The sequence below is a fragment of the Actinoplanes sp. NPDC004185 genome (assembly GCF_053603475.1).
In genome coordinates, this window is sequence record NZ_JBSGFR010000024.1 from 90,229 (window position 1) to 104,931 (window position 14,703).

Sequence of the window (14,703 nt, forward strand, 5' to 3'; positions counted from 1 at the left end):
GGTCCGCGCCATGAACGGTCGGATGAAGCGCCCCGGACCGGGCCGGCGACGCGGCTGACGCTGCGTTCAGCGTGCCGCCCGTCCCGGTTCGGGAGGGCGGTTTTTTCATGTCTTCAGCAGATACCAGTGCCGCTAGCTCAACAGGTAGAGCATCCGTCTCTTAAACGGAGGGTTCGGGGTTCGATTCCCCGGCGGCGCACGCGCAGGGTGGAGCAGCTCGGAGTGCTCGCAGGTTTCATAGGCCTGAGGTCGTGGGTTCGAATCCCACCCCTGCAACCGCAGGCGGAGCGTTGGCTGCTCATCCGCCCCTCATAAGGGCGGCCGGCCCGGTTCGACACCGGGGCCTGCGACCACGGTCAGGCTTTGCGGCCCACCGCGCCGTAGCCCATCCGGGCCAGGTCCGGGTCCATCTCCGGCGACGGCTGCTCGTACGGCCACACGTTGACCAGGCCCGGCGGTTCCAGCTCGAAGTCGCCGAAGAACGCCTCGATCTCCGCCCTCGGCCGGGGCGTGAACGGTGCGTTGGCGCCCTTGTAGATGGCGCTGATCCGGGCCATGTAGTCCGGCCGGGCGTCGTTGGCCGCGTGCGAGATCGCCAGGAAGCTGCCCGGCGCCAGCGCTTGCCGGTACGCCGCCACCACGTCCTGCGGCTTGTCCTCGTCCGGCATCAGGTGCAGCAGGAACATCATCAGCACCGCCACCGGCTGGTCCAGGTCGAGCAGGCCGCGCAGCTCCGGATCCTCGAGGATCGTCTTCGGCTCGCGGATGTCGCGGCGCAGGATGATCGCGCGTTCGGGGTCGCACAGCAGAGCCTGGCCGTGGATGCAGACGACGTCGTCGTAGTCGACGTAGACCACGCGTACCGACGGGTCGATCTCGCGGGCGATCTCGTGCACGTTCTCGGCCGCCGGCAGGCCGGAGCCCAGGTCCAGGATCTGCCGGATGCCGCGGTCGCGGACCAGGTGCTCGACCACCCGCTTGATCAGCGCCCGGCCCGAGCGGGCGGCCTCGCGCATCTCCGGCGCCACGGCCAGCACCGCCTCGGCGGCGGCCCGGTCGGCGGCGTAGTTGTCCTTGCCGCCCAGCCAGTAGTCGTACATGCGGGCGGCGTTCGGGACGCTGGCGTCGATTCCGGCGGGAACGGTCACCATCGTCACTATAGGGCCAGTTGCTACGTCGTCGTGCGTAACCAGCCGCCGTCGATGTAGTACGTCGAGCCGACCGCGTAGCTCGCTCGCGGGGAGCACAGGAAGACGAACAGGTCGGCGATCTCGGCCGGGTCCGCGAACCGGCCGATCGGGGCGTTGTCGGTCGCGATCTGCTGCAGGTGCTCCTGCCAGGAGCGGTCCGTGCCGGCGGTCAGCGCCTTCGCGGTCTTCTCCCAGTCCGGCGTCATGACCAGCCCCGGGTTGACCGCGTTGACCCGGATGTTGTCGCCGATCAGCTCGTTGGCCAGGCACTTGGAGAACATCACCAGCGCCGCCTTGGTGACGTTGTAGATCGGTTCGTAGCCCAGCGGCTGGGTCGCGCAGATCGACGCGTTGTGCAGGATCACCCCGCCACCGCGGGCCTTCATCAGCGGCGCGAAGAGGCGGGCCAGCCGGACGGCGGCCATCACGTGCAGTTCCCAGTACGCCTGCCAGCGCTCGTCACCGGCCTCGAGGATGGTTTCCTCGCTGCCGGTGCCGGCGTTGTTGATCAGAATGTCGGCCCCGCCGAACTCGTCGGCGACCGCGCGCTCCAGCCGGGCCGGGCCGTCGAGTCCTCCGACGTCGGCGGCCACCCCGATGACGCGTACCTTGAATTCTTCTCGGAGCTGCTCCACGACGGCCCGCAGCCGCTGCTCGTCGCGGGCGCAGAGGGCCAGGTGAGCGCCCTCGGCCGCGAGGCCGCGGGCGATCGCCAGGCCGATGCCGACCGTGCCGCCGGTGATGACCGCGACCTTGCCGGTGAGCTGTAGGTCCATGCCCCCCACGCTCTCACAGAGCGGGAGTTGTTACCCGGCCCTGGCCTCGCGCAGCGGGGCGCCGACCTCGTGCAGGTGCCGCAGCGCCTGCCGGTACGAGTTGACCAGGCTGGTCGACTCGTAGGGCACGCCGATCTCGGCGCAGTACGCCTCGACGATCGGCTGCACCTTGCGCAGGTTCGGCGTCGGCATGGCCGGGAAGAGGTGGTGCTCGATCTGGTAGTTCAGGCCGCCCATGGCCGCGTCGGTCAGCCAGCCACCGGTCACGTTGCGGGAGGTCAGCACCTGCTTGCGCAGGTAGTCCTCGGTGCCGTCCGGGTGCGGCATGCCCTTGTGGTTCGGGGCGAACGTCATGCCCAGGTAGACACCGAACAGCGCCTGGTGCACCAGGAGGAAGGCGACCGCCTGGAGCGGCGAGAGGATCACGAACAGCGCGGTGAGGTAGCAGACCGCGTGGATGATCAGCAGGCCGGCCTCGAGGTTGCGGCGCTTCATGTCACCGCGGATCAGCGCCTTGACACTGGAGATCTTCAGGTCGATGCCGAGCAGCGTGAGCAGCGGGAAGAACAGGCCCGCCTGGTGCCGGGTCACGAAACCCTTCAGCCCGCGGCGGCCCCAGGCCGACTTGGTTGCCCAGATGAGCACCTCGGGGGCGACGTCGGGATCGAGGTCGTCGTGGTTGGGGTTGTTGTGGTGGCGGGTGTGCTTGTCCATCCACCAGCCGTAGCTCATGCCCACGCCGAGGTTGCCGGCGATCCGGCCGGTGATCTCACCGGGGCGCTTGGTGCGGAAGACCTGCCGGTGGGCGAGGTCGTGCGCCACCAGCGCCACCTGGGTGAAGGCCACCGCGAGGAACACGGCCGTGGCCAGGTTCCACCACGAGGCGCCGATCAGGAAGAACGCGGTCCAGCCGCCGATGAGCATCAGGGAGACCGCGGTCAGCCTGACGGCGTAGTACGCCGGTTTGCGCTCGAGCAGGCCCGCGCGAGTGACCCGGCGGTTCAACTCGGCGAAGTCACTACCGGCCGTGGAACGCGGCCGCTCCGTCGTTGTCGTCATGTTCTCAGCATTCCCGCAAGGGGCCGAACGGTCAGGAGTGCCAGATCCCCGGCAATAGTGGTGCTAGCACCCCGGCATCTCCTGGGGGATTGTGCACATGGTGGTGCTCTGACACCGGCTGTGCCGGGACCACCGAGCAGAATGAGGCCTATGGAGACGCGATCGTGGATGCGCGACGGCTTGCGGGCCATCGCGGGTGGCGTCTTCGCGGTGGGCCTCGCGGTCACCAACCTGCCGCTGCTGGCGATGTCGCTGGTCGCGCTCGCCCTCACCCCGGTGCCATTCCTCGGCCTGGCTCTGCTGCCCTGGGCCACCAACCTGGTCCGGATGCGGGCCAACCTGGAACGCCGGCTGGCCGCGCGGGCCGGCATCGCGATCGCCCGCCCGTACGAGCCGCCGCCGGCGCGGGCGCTGCCCGGCGGCTGGAAACGCTTCCGGTGGATCGCCACCGACCCGGCGACCTGGCGTGACCTGGCCTGGCTGCTCCCCGGCGCGATCGTCGCCTTCGTGCTCGGCCTGCTCGCGGTGGTCATCCCGCTCTACGGTCTGGAAGGCATCTCACTGCTGCCGCTCTGGCTCTACCTGAGCATCGACTGGTACGGCTACGGCGTCTTCTGGCCGATCGCGAACTTCAGCGAGGCCATCCTCTCGATGCCGCAGGGCGTGTTGTTCCTGGCCCTCGGCCTGGGCGCAGCACCCTGGCTGCTGGAGGTCAACGCCCAGTTCGCCAAGCTGTTCCTGGCCCCGACCAAGGCCGCCGGTCTGCGGCTGCGGGTCACCCAGCTGACCGTCACCCGGGCCGACACCGTCGACGCGCAGGCCGCCGAGCTCCGCCGGATCGAGCGCGACCTGCACGACGGGGCGCAGGCCCGGCTGGTCTCGCTGGGCATGACCATCGGCCTGGCCGAGGAGATGATCGAGCGGGATCCGGCCGCGGCCCGCAAGCTGCTCACTGAGGCTCGCGAGGCCAGCGGTACGGCGCTGCTCGAACTGCGCAACCTGGTGCGTGGCATCCACCCGCCGGTGCTGGCCGAGCGTGGCCTCGACGGCGCGGTACGGGCCCTGGCGATGAGCCTGCCGTTGCGGGTGACCGTCGAGATGGACCTGCCCGGCCGGCCGCAGACCCCGGTGGAGTCCGCCGCCTACTTCGCCACGGCCGAGGCGCTGGCCAACGTGGTGCGGCACAGCCGGGCCCGGACCGTGCAGATCTACGTTCAGCACGTCGACGACCTGCTGTTGCTGACGGTGAGCGACGACGGCGTGGGCGGCGCCGATCCGGCCCACGGCACCGGACTGCGTGGCATCGCCCGCCGCCTGGCCGCATTCGATGGCACCATGTCGGTGTCCTCCCCGCCGGGTGGACCGACGGTCGTATCGATGGAGTTGCCGTGCGCGTTGTCCTCGCTGAAGACCTCGCCCTCCTCCGCGACGGGCTGACCCGCCTGCTGGAGGCGTTCGAGTTCGAGGTGGTCGAGGCCGTGGACAACGGCCCGGCGCTGCTGCCCGCGCTGATCAAGCACCGGCCGGACGTGGCCGTGGTCGACGTGCGGCTGCCACCCACCTTCACCGACGAGGGCCTGCAGGCGGCCATCGCGGCCCGCGCCGAGATCCCGGGCCTGCCGGTGCTGGTGCTCTCCCAGCACGTCGAGCCGCTGTACGCCCGCGAGTTGCTGAGCGACCGCAAGGGCGGCGTCGGCTATCTGCTCAAGGACCGCATCTCGAACGTGGCGCAGTTCGTCGACGCGGTGCGCCGGGTCGCCGACGGCGGCACGGCGATGGACCCGGAGGTGGTCTCGCAGCTGCTCGCCCGCCGCGAGCCGCTGGCTGTGCTGACCGCGCGCGAGCGTGAGGTGCTGGGGGAGATGGCCGAGGGCCGGTCCAACGCGGCGATCGCGGCCAAGCTGTTCGTCACCGAGAAGGCGGTCAGCAAGCACATCAACAACATCTTCACCAAGCTGGGCATGCCACCGTCGGACGACGACAACCGCCGGGTGCTAGCCGTGCTCACCTACCTCAACGGCTAGCCCGAGCAGCCGCACCACCTGGATCGCTCTCCGGACGGTCTCCTCCAGGTCGTGCGGGCGCAGCGGCGCGTCCAGCGGCACGAAGGCGAACAGCTCGTCATCGGTGACCGTCCAGGGTGGAATGTCACCGCGCACGTGGGCGGCGCGCAGCAGCGGATCGCCGAGCCGCTCGGTGTCCGTGCCGACCGGCTGGAAGCGGTGCAGGAACTCGTCCTCGCCGTCGCGCAGCCGGCCCGGGATGCGGTGCACGCGCACGCCCATCGACGCGATCGGCCGGGGCAGGGCGACGATCGCGAAGGCGGCCCGCCCGGCCCGCCGGTCGACCGTCGTGCCCAGGCCGTTGTCGTCGAACTCCAGCAGCCCGGTGCGCACCGGAAAACCATCAACCCGCTTCGCGTACGCCCGCAGCACAGTGACCGTGTCCGGCCAGCGCACGAGCGACTGCCACGGCCAGCGCCAGACCGCGGGCTCCCAGCCGGCTGTGCGTTCCCAGTGCTGTAGCTCGTCAGCCGCCCGCTGCTTGCGGCGGCCCCGCAGATACGCGCGGCCGAAGACGGCGACGCTGATGGCCCCGATCATCACCAGGAAGCCGATGCCGCCGAACACCCCGCTCAGGGCGAACAAGGCGACCCGCAACAGGACGAAGGTGAGCAGCAACCCGAAGACCAGGCCGCCGACGAACAGCGCGTCGATCAGGGGAGTGGCTCGGCGGTGCGAGCGGACAGGTCCGGGCATCGGCGCCCACTGTATCGAGCGCAGTCGAACCCCCGAGGTCAGCGGCGCCAGGTCAGCCTCGCGACCCGGCCCTGCTCGCCGGAGGCCCAGCAGGCGCCGGACACGCACAGCACCGCGTCGAAGCTGCCCGCGTCGAACTCGGTCCACGTCCGGCCGCCGTCGCGGCTGATGTCGCTGCCGGTCGGCCCGACCGCGAGCGCCGTGCTGCGGCCCAGCCAGGTCGCGCCCGACCGGTATTCGCCCGGCTCGGCCCGCGCGGTCTGCCAGGTGCGGCCGCCGTCCCGGGTCGTCGCCGCGGCGTCCGGAGCGGTCTCCGGCACGGCGTAGTCGCCGCCGACCGCGATGCCGTGCCACGGGTCGCGGAAGGCCAGGCTGTAGACGCCGGCGCTGGGACCGCTCGGGATCGTGCTGTCCGTGACCCGCCAGGACCGGCCCCCGTTCACGGTCGTGAAGACCCGGGCGCGCTCGCCGCCGCCGGTGGCGAACCAGGCCCTGCCGCCGCCGAGGCGATCGGCCGAGACCAGGCACGTGCCGCTCGCCGCGAAGGCGAACTCGCCGGCCAGCGCGGCGGGCATGCCGGCCGTGGGCTGCACCCGCCACGAACGGCCACCGTCGGCGGTGGCCAGGATGCGGAACTTGCCGTCCACCGGGTCGGAGAGCGCGAGGCCGTGCCGGCGGTCCAGGAAGGTCACGCAGTCGTAGAACGCCGCCGGATCGTCGTTGCGGAACGTCTCGATCCAGGTGCGACCACCGTCGGCCGTCCGGTACAGCCGGGACTGGTCGCCCTCCCCGATGGTCAGCGCCACGGCGTGGTCGGCGTCGAACGCCTCGATGTCGCGGAACTGCAGCTCGGCTGTGCCCGGCGGATCGACCCGCTGCCAGCTGCGCGCGCCGTCGACCGTCCGCAGGATCGTGCCCGCCGAACCGGCCACCCAGGCCACTTTGTCACTGACCGGGGCCAGGCCCCGGAACCGGGCGGTGACCCCGGTGCCGGACAGCCGCCAGGACGGCGTGGGGTGCCCGGAGGTGAAGCCCGCGGTGGCGGTCAGCGTGACGAGGGCGAGAGCAGCCATCGAGATCCTTCGCAGCGTCATGGTCCGGGAACTTACCCCGGCCCACCGACATCGGCAGGCGGTAGATTCCGGCGATGGGGAATCCGACGATCACTGCCTGGCGTACGGCGGGCGAGAACGGCGATGCGACGGCGGCTGCGGCCTGTCTCGCCGCCGAGGTCGAAATGATCTCACCGCTGACCGCCCAGTTCCGCTTCCACGGCCCGGCCCAGGTGACCGACGTGCTGACGAGCGCCTTCGAGGTCATTCACGACATCCGCTATCACACCGAGGTCGGCGCGGACGACACCTGGGCGCTCTTCTACCACGGCATGGCCCGGCGGGAGCCGGTCGAGGAGGCGCAGTTGCTGCGGCTGAACGGGGAGGGCCTGATCCGGGAGATCACCTTCTTCGGACGCCCGCTGCCGGCGCTCACCGAGGTGATGGCCGGTATCGGACCGCGCCTGCTGCGCCGTCAGCGCCGGCCGGGCCTGGCGCGGCTGGTCGGCCTGGCGACAGCGCCGCTCAACGCGATGACCAGGTTCGGTGAACGGACGATCCTGCCGCGCGCGGACCCGGCCCGCCGGCGGTGACCTGTGCTGACGGTCACGAGGTGCGCGGCTTTGATCACAGTCCCGGAGAGCCGTTCGCCGCCCGCTCGTGACCCCGGGCATGAATCATCGAGGGTATGGAAACCGCGACGCCGCAGCTCGCCGTCACCGTGGCGATCACCCGCCGGGCCGACCCGTCCCGCAACGCGGAGATGCTGGCCTGGGTCAGGGCCGGCGCCACCCTGGCCGAGGACTTCCCCGGCTTCCTCGGGGTGGGCTGGATGCGGCCGGTGCTGGGCTCGACGGAGTGGCACATGCTGTACCGCTTCGCCGACGCCGCCGCCCTGCACGCGTGGGAGGAGTCCCCGCAGCGGCAGTGGTGGCTGTCGTCGGCGCAGGGCATGGTCGAGCACACCCGGGTGGAGCGGCGCACCGGCATCGAGGGCTGGTTCGACCCGCCGCAGGAGCACGAGGTCGACGACCTGACCGCGCCGCCGCCGGGCCCGCCGCCGCGCTGGAAGCAGGCGGTGATCATCTGGCTGGGCTTCTTCCCGGTCAGCCTGCTGGCGGCGGTGACGCTGGGGCAGCTGCTGGCCGGGCAGCACGTGCTGGTGCGCACGCTGGTGACCACGTTGTGCCTGACGCCGCTGATGACGTACCTGGTGCTGCCGCAGGTCACCAAGGCGCTGCAATGGTGGCTGCACGGCCAGCCGCCGCCGTGGCGCCGCTGACGATTTGACCCTCGACCAACTCGAGGCACCAGGCTCTCACCCGTGCGGAGATACGGGATCTGGCTGGCGGCCGCGACGGTGTCACTGCTCGGCACGCAGGTGCTGGGCTTCGCGATGGCCTGGGTGGCGGCCGGGCGCGGCGGGGCGTTCGCCGGCCTGGTGCTGACGGCGATCAACCTGCCGCGGGTGCTGTTGCTGCTGGTTGGCGGCGCGGTGGCCGACCGGGTCGGCGCCTGGCGCGTGATGATCGTGGCCGACGTCGTGATGACGGCTGTGATGCTGGCGGTCGCGGCGGCGGGGGCGGTGTGGGGTGAGCAGCCGTGGTTGCTGGTGGGCGCGGCGCTGGCCGTCGGGCTGGTGGACGCGTTCTATCTGCCCAGCTCGGGGTCGCTGCCGCGGCTGCTGGTGAGCGGTCCGGGCCTGGCCCGGGCGTTGTCGGCCCGGCACCTCGCCGGGCAGCTCGTTGCTGCTGCCGGGCCGCCGCTGGGCGCGGTGGTGGTGGCTGCCGCGGGGATCGTCGCTGCGGCTCTGGGCAACGCGGCGACGTTCGCCCTGATGGCATTGGTGCTGCTGGGCTTGCGGCGAAGCTTGCCCGACCTGGGTCGTCCGGCGAGCGTGGCGCCGCCGCGGGCCGGTGGTTTCTGGCGGCAGGCGGTTGACGGCCTGCGTACGGCTGGGCGGGACAGGGTGCTGCGACCGGCGCTGGTGCTGACCGCGGCTGCTGCAGCGTCTCTATTGCCGGTTTCGGGTTTGCTGGTGCCGTTGCTGGCTCGGCAGCGGCATTGGCCGGCTGCCGCGGGTGGGGCGCTTGTGGGTGCCATGGCCCTCGGGACTGCGGTTGTGGCGAGCATCGTGCTGGCGCGGGGTGCGGCACGGCGGCCTGGTGCGGTGGCGATCACCGGGCTGTTGATCGCGGCGGGGGCGGTGGCGGCGCTGGCGGTGGCGCCCGGCGTGGCGGCGGCGATCGGTGCCGGGCTGGTGGTGGGGATGGGTGCCGGGCTGTTCAGTGCGCACATCGCGCCGCTGATCCTGGGTGCGGCGCCGGCTACGCACCTGGCTCGGATCCAGGCGGTGCTGGTGCTCGTGCAGAGTGTGCCGCTGCTGGTCACCACCAACGTGCTGGGCGGGCTGGCCGACGCCGGCTCGGCGTCGGTGGTGCTGCTGGTCTGCGCTTCGGCGCTGGGCCTGGCGGCGACCGTGACAGCCGTCCGGAGCGACCTGCCCGCGGCGGGCGCGGGGGACGGGTCAGTTGGGGCGGTGCCTGCGGCGGGCGCGGGGGATGGGCCAAGTGGGGCGGTGCCTGCGGCGGGCGCTCGGGCTGGGTCGGGTGGGGCGGTGCCTGGGGCGGGGACGGGCGACGGGTCAGGTGGAGCGGTGCCAGCGGGCGCCGAGGGCGGCGCCGGTGGGGGCGGCGCCGGGCAGGCTGCCGTAGGAGGTCGCGGCGGCGCGTAGGCCGGCGAGGTGGATGTCGAGGTAGCGGCGGCGCAGGTCCCGGATCTGGTCCGGGGCGCCGAGGCGGATCGCGGCGAGCTGCTCGTAGATCATCGGCAGGTCGGTGCTCTCCAGGTCGGCCCGGACGGCGCCCGTCTGCTGGGCCCGGTGCAGGATGCCGTCGGTGAGCACCCTCGCCTGCGCGGCCAGGTCGCGGTGCTCCGCCGTGGCCGGGAAGCGGCCGGCCAGATACACGGTCAGCGAGTGCACGTCGGCCTCGACGACGCCCCGCAGGAACGTCACGAACGCCTCCCAGGGATCAGCCACCTCACCGGCCGCTGTGGCAACACCGACGAACTGCTGCAGGCCCTCCAGGCAGAGCGTGGCCAGCAACGCCTCCTTGCTCGGGTAACGCCGGTACAACGCGCTGATGCCCACCCCGGCGGCTCGGGCGACCGCGCCGATCGGGGCGGTCGGGTCGGCGACGAAGACGTCCCGGGCCGCGGCGAGGATCGCGCCGTCGTTGCGGACGGCCCGAGCGCGGCGGCCGTTCAGGACCTCGGGCTCCGTCATGGTCGGCCTCGTTCCGGACGGCGGTGGCGGCATCCCGACCAGGCTAACACTTGTGCGGAACAGATCGTTCCGCTACTGTCGAGACAGCGGAACGATACATTCCGTTCCGCGAGACGGCGAGGAGACATCATGAACGCGACGACCACCTGGACCGTCCTCGACCGCGCCCACGCAGCCCTGCGCGACGCGACCACGGCCCTCACCGAAGCCGACCTCGGCCGGCCCACGCCCTGCACGGAGTGGACCGTGGCCCAGGTCCTCCAGCACTCGGCGGGCGACCAGCTCGCCTACGTCGCCGCCATCACCGGGCACGGCGGCCCGGCCGATGACCCGTTCGCTCCGTCCGGCTCGCTGACCGGCAGCCCGGCCGAGCTGGTCGAGCCCACCCTCGCCGCGTCCGCAGCCGCCTTCGCCACCGTCGACCCCTCCGGCACGGCGCCGACCCCGCTGCCGCACGGTGCCCTGCCCGCCGCCACCGCCGTCGGGGCGGCCGCGCTCGACGCGGCCGTTCACGCCTGGGACGTCGCGGTCGCGACCGGCCGGCCCGTGCGGCTCGACGACGACCTCGCCACCCAGCTGCTGCCGGTGGCCCGGGCGATCGTCGAGCCGCTGCGCCAGTACGGCGCCTACGCACCCGCGCTGCGGGCCGGCGAGCAGGACGGCGCCGCCGCGCAGCTGCTGCGTTACCTGGGCCGTGACCCCCAGTGGTCCGCGGTGAGCTGACAGCCGCAACTTCCGGGCGATTTCGTTCAGCTTGCCCGCTCCGCGCCCGATCGTTGGCGGCGAGGAGGCAATCAGATGCGGCTGCGCAACTGGCTCGCTGTGGTCGTCAGCGTTCTGCTGCTGGTGGCCGTCGGCATCGTGGGCGTGATGGTGAACCGGTCGGCGCTGCGTGCCGCCGACACGGTGCACCGTTCCGACTCGCTGGCGCTCGCGGTCAACAACGCGACCCTGGCCGGGCAGATGCAGCAGCTCTCCGCCAAGGAGCTCAAGGCCTTCGCCGACAGCTACCCCTTCCACCTCGGCGCCGGCTCCGTCGGGGACCGCGATGCCCTCGAGGCGTACGTCGCGAAGTCCACCTCCTTCCCGTACGGGGCGGCGATCACCGGGCTCGACGGCACGGTGCTGAACGCGTCCCGGGGGAACCCGCTGCCGCCCGGCTCCGACGCCGGTTACCAGCCGATGCGGACGTTGCTGGCAGCGGGCAAGCTCGGTGTCTCCTCCGTCATGCAGGTCAAGGACGCCGGCGGGAACATGGTCGCGGTCGAGGCTTTCGCTGTGCCGATCAAGGCCGGGGGTGCCACCGCGGCGTTGCTGGTCGGCTATCACAAGTTCGCCGCTACGACTCTGCAGGCGTACACCGCGCGGTTGAAGTCGGCGACCCACCTGACCACGATCGTCGACACCACCGGACAGGTCGGTTTCACGAGCCAGGCCGAGCGGATCGGCACCCGGATGGACCCCGCCGTGGTCACCGCCGCGGCCCGGCTGACCAACGGATCGGTGTTCGTCGAGTACCACGCGGCCGGCACCGGGATGATCTCCATCGTCGTGAAGAACGAGTCGCTGCCGGGCGGCTGGGCGTACGTGCGCACCCAGACGCTGGCCTCCTTCGACGGCGCGGTGCACAGCCGCAGCCAGACCATCAACGTGACGCTGCTGGCGATGCTCCTGATCGGCGCCGTCGGCATCTCCGCCCTCGGCTACCGCACCCAGGTTCAGCGACGCCGCGCCGACGAGCGGTTCCAGGCCCTGTTCCTGCACGCCCCGGACATGGTCGCGGTGCTCGACGCCGAGGGCCGGGTCGCGTACTCCAGCCCCAGCGCCGCGTCGGTGCTGCACTTCCCGGCCGGCTCGTTGCAGGGTTCCAGCGTCTTCGAGCTGGTACACCCGGAGGACCGGCCGCGGATGCGGGAGGCCTTCGCCGCGCTGCTCAGCGGGCGGGACTCGGTGCTGCGGTTGCAGACCCGGATCCTCAACCGGGCCGGCAACGCCACCTGGTTCGAGTTCACCGCCTCCAACCAGATGCAGAACCCGGCCCTGACCGGCATCGTCATCAACGCCCGGGACATCTCCGAGAACCGGGCGTTCCAGGAGCGGCTGCACCACGAAGCCACCCACGACGCGCTCACCGGACTGCCGAACCGCCGGCGGATGCAGGACGCGCTGGGCACGTCGTTGCGCGACGACGCGGTGGCCGTGCTCTTCGTCGACCTCGACGGCTTCAAGCCGGTCAACGACGCCCACGGGCATGAGGCCGGCGACGAGCTGCTGCGCCAGGTCGCCGAGCGGCTCAGCGCCTGCGTCCGCGAGGGTGACGTGCTGGCCCGGGTCGGCGGCGACGAGTTCGTGGTGCTGATGCCGGGGGTCACCGCGCAGTCCGACGCCGACGCGATGAGCCAGCGGGTACGGCTCGCGGTGGAGCGCCCGTTCCCGGTGTCCGGCGCGGACATCACCATCGGGGCCAGCGTCGGCGTGCACCTGGCCACCCCGAGCGACGACCCGGACCAGGCTCTGCGCGCCGCCGACCACGCCATGTACGCGGTCAAGCACCTCGGCGGCGGCCGGCGCGCGAACGGCGTACCGGAGCAACGCGAACCGGCCCGCGTGGGCCGGCACCGGGCCGACTAGGCCGGAACTATCCCCGGTCGAGCAGCTTCTGCAGCTCGACGGCCAGCGCGATGGACGCGTCGATCTCCACCTTGCGGATCGACACGCTCTCCACGTTGAAGCCGAACGGCATCCCCAGCCGGCGGCAGAAGGTGATCAGCTCGCGGGCGTTGCGCACGCACTGGTCGAACGACTCGGCCAACGGATCCGGCGAGTGCCGCAGGGTGTTCTCCAGCCACGGCGGCACGTTCACGCCCAGCCACTTGAGGAAGGCCAGGGTCTTCAGCGACCCGCACACCGACATCGTCAGGATGACCGGGCGCGGAGCGAGGCCGCGGTCGCGGCAGGCGTAGTAGTAGTCCGAGAGCATGCTCTTGGTGGCGTCGACGTCGTAGACCACCTGGGAGATGAAGTACGCGCAGCCACGCTCCTGTTTGGACACCATCCGCAGGTGTTCGTCGCGTCCCCGGATGTACCGCTCGGTGATGGCGACCCCGCCGACCAGCAGGTCCGGGCGTACCTCGCGGCGCAACTCGTGGGCCGTGCGCAGGTCCGTGCGCACTGCCTTGTCGCTCGACGACGGGCCGACGAAGACGGTCATGACCTGGTCGGTGTCCACCGCCTGCAGCCAGGAGGACAGCTCGTCGCGCGGATACTTGCCGACGCACCGGTAGATGACCACCGGCTTGCCGAAACCGCCGAGGTGGCCGGCATGGAAGTCCGCCGGGTCCATCGTCGGCAGGAACGGGAACGGCCGGTCGTCCGGGTTGCGGTCGCTCTCGTCGTCGATGTCGTAGAGGACGAGCCCGTCCAGCCCCACGTCGGCGAGCCGGGCCGTGGTGACGGCGGCGATCTCGTCGGCCCGGGCGGCGGCGCTCTGCCGGGGTGGGGTGACGCTGACGAGCAGCGTCCCGCTGTGGGCCTCTTGCAGTTTCACGCGCAGCGGAGTCGGCATGCCGCTCAGAGTAAGGGGCTCGTGTGGCGGGCCGAGCGGCTAGGTTGGCCCTATGGCCACCAAGTCACCGGCGATCGAGGTCGATGCCGGGGAGCACACCGTCCGCGTCTCGAACCCGGACCGGGTGTACTTCCCGGAGCTCGGCCTGACCAAGCTCGACCTGGTCAACTACTACCTGAGCGTCGGTGACGGCATCGTGCGGGCACTGCGTGAGCGGCCGTGCATGCTGCACCGCTTCCCGGACGGCCTGGCGGGGGAGAAGGTGCACCAGAAGAGGGTGCCGCACGGCGCCCCGCCCTGGCTGCAGACGGTCCGGGTGGAGTTCCCCCGCTACAAGCGGCACGCCGACGAGCTGTGCGTGACGCAGCTCGGCGAGGTCATCTGGGCGGTGCAGATGTCGACGGTCGAGTTCCACCCGTGGAATTCGCGGCGCGCCGACACCGAGAAGCCCGACGAGTGGCGCATCGACCTGGACCCGATGCCCGACTGCGGGTTCGACACCGTACGCCGGGTCGCCCACGTGGCCCACGAGGTCCTCGACGAGCTGGGCATCACCGGCTATCCCAAGACCTCCGGCGGCCGGGGTCTGCACATCTACGTCCGGATCGCGCCCGAGCACGGCTTCTCCGACGTACGGAGGGCGGCGCTGGCCTTCGCCCGGGAGGTCGAGCGGCGCTCGCCCGAGGTGACCACGACGTGGTGGCGCAAGGACCGCGACCCGGAGAAGCTGTTCGTCGACTACAACCAGAACGCCCGTGATCACACCATCGCCAGCGCGTACTCGGTGCGGGGCAACCAGCGCGGGACGGTCTCGACGCCGATCCGCTGGGACGAGGTCGATGCCGTGGAGCCCGATGACTTCACCCTGCAGACCGTGCCGGCCCGCTTCGCCGAGCTGGGTGACCTGCACGCGAGCATCGACGACACCGCCTTCGACCTGCGCCCGCTGCTGGAGTGGGCCGAGCGCGACGAGAAGGCGGGGCTGGCCGGGCCGGCCGACCCCGAGTGAGGGCTGT

15 protein-coding genes and 2 tRNA genes are annotated in these 14,703 nt (G+C 71.7%); 10 read left to right on the plus strand and 7 right to left on the minus strand.

Translation table 11 applies throughout. The features are described from left to right. Nucleotides 1–126 precede the first annotated feature (126 nt). Nucleotides 127–199: transfer RNA gene (locus tag ACWEOZ_RS24460), tRNA-Lys, on the plus strand. A gap of 2 nt (nucleotides 200–201) precedes the next feature. Next, a tRNA-Met gene (locus tag ACWEOZ_RS24465) sits at nucleotides 202–276 on the plus strand. An 80-nt stretch (nucleotides 277–356) separates the two neighbouring features. Here the strand turns inward: ACWEOZ_RS24465 and ACWEOZ_RS24470 are convergent. Genes ACWEOZ_RS24470 through ACWEOZ_RS24480 form a run of 3 tightly spaced genes read right to left on the minus strand, consistent with a single transcriptional unit; the run spans nucleotide 357 to nucleotide 3,025 of the window. Continuing rightward, nucleotides 357–1,148: an SAM-dependent methyltransferase gene (locus ACWEOZ_RS24470; RefSeq protein ID WP_451912996.1), complete on the minus strand. Its 792-nt coding sequence runs from the start codon at nucleotides 1,146–1,148 to the stop codon at nucleotides 357–359. A gap of 23 nt (nucleotides 1,149–1,171) precedes the next feature. Then, the gene (locus ACWEOZ_RS24475; RefSeq protein ID WP_451912997.1) at nucleotides 1,172–1,966 is read right to left on the minus strand and encodes an SDR family NAD(P)-dependent oxidoreductase; all 795 of its coding nucleotides are present in this window, start codon (nucleotides 1,964–1,966) and stop codon (nucleotides 1,172–1,174) included. Between the two features lie 30 nt (nucleotides 1,967–1,996). Further along, nucleotides 1,997–3,025, minus strand: coding sequence for a fatty acid desaturase family protein (locus tag ACWEOZ_RS24480; RefSeq protein ID WP_451912998.1), 1,029 nt, complete (start codon nucleotides 3,023–3,025; stop codon nucleotides 1,997–1,999). A 150-nt stretch (nucleotides 3,026–3,175) separates the two neighbouring features. Between ACWEOZ_RS24480 and ACWEOZ_RS24485 the strand changes: the two genes are divergently transcribed. Both ACWEOZ_RS24485 and ACWEOZ_RS24490 read left to right on the plus strand, forming a co-directional pair. Beyond that, nucleotides 3,176–4,462 (plus strand): sensor histidine kinase, encoded by a 1,287-nt coding sequence (locus ACWEOZ_RS24485; RefSeq protein WP_451912999.1) that lies wholly within the window; start codon nucleotides 3,176–3,178, stop codon nucleotides 4,460–4,462. Next, the gene (locus tag ACWEOZ_RS24490; RefSeq protein WP_451913000.1) at nucleotides 4,414–5,049 is read left to right on the plus strand and encodes a LuxR C-terminal-related transcriptional regulator; all 636 of its coding nucleotides are present in this window, start codon (nucleotides 4,414–4,416) and stop codon (nucleotides 5,047–5,049) included. Before ACWEOZ_RS24485 ends, ACWEOZ_RS24490 begins: the two co-directional genes overlap by 49 nt. Here the strand turns inward: ACWEOZ_RS24490 and ACWEOZ_RS24495 are convergent. Both ACWEOZ_RS24495 and ACWEOZ_RS24500 read right to left on the minus strand, forming a co-directional pair. Further along, nucleotides 5,020–5,784: a hypothetical protein gene (locus ACWEOZ_RS24495; protein WP_451913001.1), complete on the minus strand. Its 765-nt coding sequence runs from the start codon at nucleotides 5,782–5,784 to the stop codon at nucleotides 5,020–5,022. The genes ACWEOZ_RS24490 and ACWEOZ_RS24495 overlap by 30 nt on opposite strands. A gap of 38 nt (nucleotides 5,785–5,822) precedes the next feature. Further along, a complete protein-coding gene (locus tag ACWEOZ_RS24500; protein WP_451913002.1) occupies nucleotides 5,823–6,878 on the minus strand; it encodes a WD40/YVTN/BNR-like repeat-containing protein in 1,056 nt (351 codons plus the stop codon). A gap of 53 nt (nucleotides 6,879–6,931) precedes the next feature. Between ACWEOZ_RS24500 and ACWEOZ_RS24505 the strand changes: the two genes are divergently transcribed. The 3 genes from ACWEOZ_RS24505 (at nucleotide 6,932) to ACWEOZ_RS24515 (ending at nucleotide 9,570) form a co-directional block, all read left to right on the plus strand. Next, a complete protein-coding gene (locus tag ACWEOZ_RS24505) occupies nucleotides 6,932–7,429 on the plus strand; it encodes a hypothetical protein (protein ID WP_451913003.1) in 498 nt (165 codons plus the stop codon). Nucleotides 7,430–7,524: 95 nt separating this feature from the next. Further along, nucleotides 7,525–8,118, plus strand: coding sequence for an antibiotic biosynthesis monooxygenase (locus ACWEOZ_RS24510; protein ID WP_451913004.1), 594 nt, complete (start codon nucleotides 7,525–7,527; stop codon nucleotides 8,116–8,118). A 42-nt stretch (nucleotides 8,119–8,160) separates the two neighbouring features. Then, nucleotides 8,161–9,570 carry an MFS transporter gene (locus ACWEOZ_RS24515; RefSeq protein ID WP_451913005.1) on the plus strand — a complete coding sequence of 470 codons (1,410 nt, stop codon included), beginning with the start codon at nucleotides 8,161–8,163 and terminating at the stop codon, nucleotides 9,568–9,570. On the opposite strand, the gene ACWEOZ_RS24520 is transcribed toward ACWEOZ_RS24515, so the two are convergent. Further along, on the minus strand, nucleotides 9,481–10,122 hold the full coding sequence (locus tag ACWEOZ_RS24520; protein WP_451913006.1) for a TetR/AcrR family transcriptional regulator: 642 nt from the start codon (nucleotides 10,120–10,122) through the stop codon (nucleotides 9,481–9,483). The two genes, ACWEOZ_RS24515 and ACWEOZ_RS24520, sit on opposite strands and share 90 nt — an antisense overlap. Before the next feature lie 129 nt (nucleotides 10,123–10,251). Here ACWEOZ_RS24520 and ACWEOZ_RS24525 point away from each other — a divergent pair, with 129 nt between their 5' ends. Both ACWEOZ_RS24525 and ACWEOZ_RS24530 read left to right on the plus strand, forming a co-directional pair. Then, a complete protein-coding gene (locus ACWEOZ_RS24525) occupies nucleotides 10,252–10,845 on the plus strand; it encodes a TIGR03086 family metal-binding protein (RefSeq protein ID WP_451913007.1) in 594 nt (197 codons plus the stop codon). Between the two features lie 75 nt (nucleotides 10,846–10,920). Next, nucleotides 10,921–12,753, plus strand: a complete 1,833-nt coding sequence (locus ACWEOZ_RS24530) for a diguanylate cyclase domain-containing protein (RefSeq protein WP_451913008.1) — start codon at nucleotides 10,921–10,923, stop codon at nucleotides 12,751–12,753. 7 nt (nucleotides 12,754–12,760) lie between these two features. Here the strand turns inward: ACWEOZ_RS24530 and ACWEOZ_RS24535 are convergent, their stop codons facing one another. Next, nucleotides 12,761–13,687, minus strand: a complete 927-nt coding sequence (locus ACWEOZ_RS24535; RefSeq protein WP_451913009.1) for a 5,10-methylenetetrahydrofolate reductase — start codon at nucleotides 13,685–13,687, stop codon at nucleotides 12,761–12,763. 52 nt (nucleotides 13,688–13,739) lie between these two features. Here ACWEOZ_RS24535 and ligD point away from each other — a divergent pair, with 52 nt between their 5' ends. Next, complete coding sequence (gene ligD / locus ACWEOZ_RS24540; RefSeq protein ID WP_451913010.1) at nucleotides 13,740–14,696, plus strand: non-homologous end-joining DNA ligase; 957 nt, start codon at nucleotides 13,740–13,742, stop codon at nucleotides 14,694–14,696. The last annotated feature ends 7 nt before the right edge of the window (nucleotides 14,697–14,703 follow it).

Coding starts and splice junctions, on each gene's coding strand:
- ACWEOZ_RS24495 (WP_451913001.1), bottom strand. CDS start 5,784: ATGCCCGGACCTGTCCGCTCGCACCGCCGAGCCACTCCCCTGATCGAC.
- ACWEOZ_RS24500 (WP_451913002.1), bottom strand. CDS start 6,878: ATGACGCTGCGAAGGATCTCGATGGCTGCTCTCGCCCTCGTCACGCTG.
- ACWEOZ_RS24505 (WP_451913003.1), top strand. CDS start 6,932: ATGGGGAATCCGACGATCACTGCCTGGCGTACGGCGGGCGAGAACGGC.
- ACWEOZ_RS24525 (WP_451913007.1), top strand. CDS start 10,252: ATGAACGCGACGACCACCTGGACCGTCCTCGACCGCGCCCACGCAGCC.
- ACWEOZ_RS24520 (WP_451913006.1), bottom strand. CDS start 10,122: ATGACGGAGCCCGAGGTCCTGAACGGCCGCCGCGCTCGGGCCGTCCGC.
- ligD (WP_451913010.1), top strand. CDS start 13,740: ATGGCCACCAAGTCACCGGCGATCGAGGTCGATGCCGGGGAGCACACC.
- ACWEOZ_RS24480 (WP_451912998.1), bottom strand. CDS start 3,025: ATGACGACAACGACGGAGCGGCCGCGTTCCACGGCCGGTAGTGACTTC.
- ACWEOZ_RS24510 (WP_451913004.1), top strand. CDS start 7,525: ATGGAAACCGCGACGCCGCAGCTCGCCGTCACCGTGGCGATCACCCGC.
- ACWEOZ_RS24475 (WP_451912997.1), bottom strand. CDS start 1,966: ATGGACCTACAGCTCACCGGCAAGGTCGCGGTCATCACCGGCGGCACG.
- ACWEOZ_RS24535 (WP_451913009.1), bottom strand. CDS start 13,687: ATGCCGACTCCGCTGCGCGTGAAACTGCAAGAGGCCCACAGCGGGACG.
- ACWEOZ_RS24485 (WP_451912999.1), top strand. CDS start 3,176: ATGGAGACGCGATCGTGGATGCGCGACGGCTTGCGGGCCATCGCGGGT.
- ACWEOZ_RS24530 (WP_451913008.1), top strand. CDS start 10,921: ATGCGGCTGCGCAACTGGCTCGCTGTGGTCGTCAGCGTTCTGCTGCTG.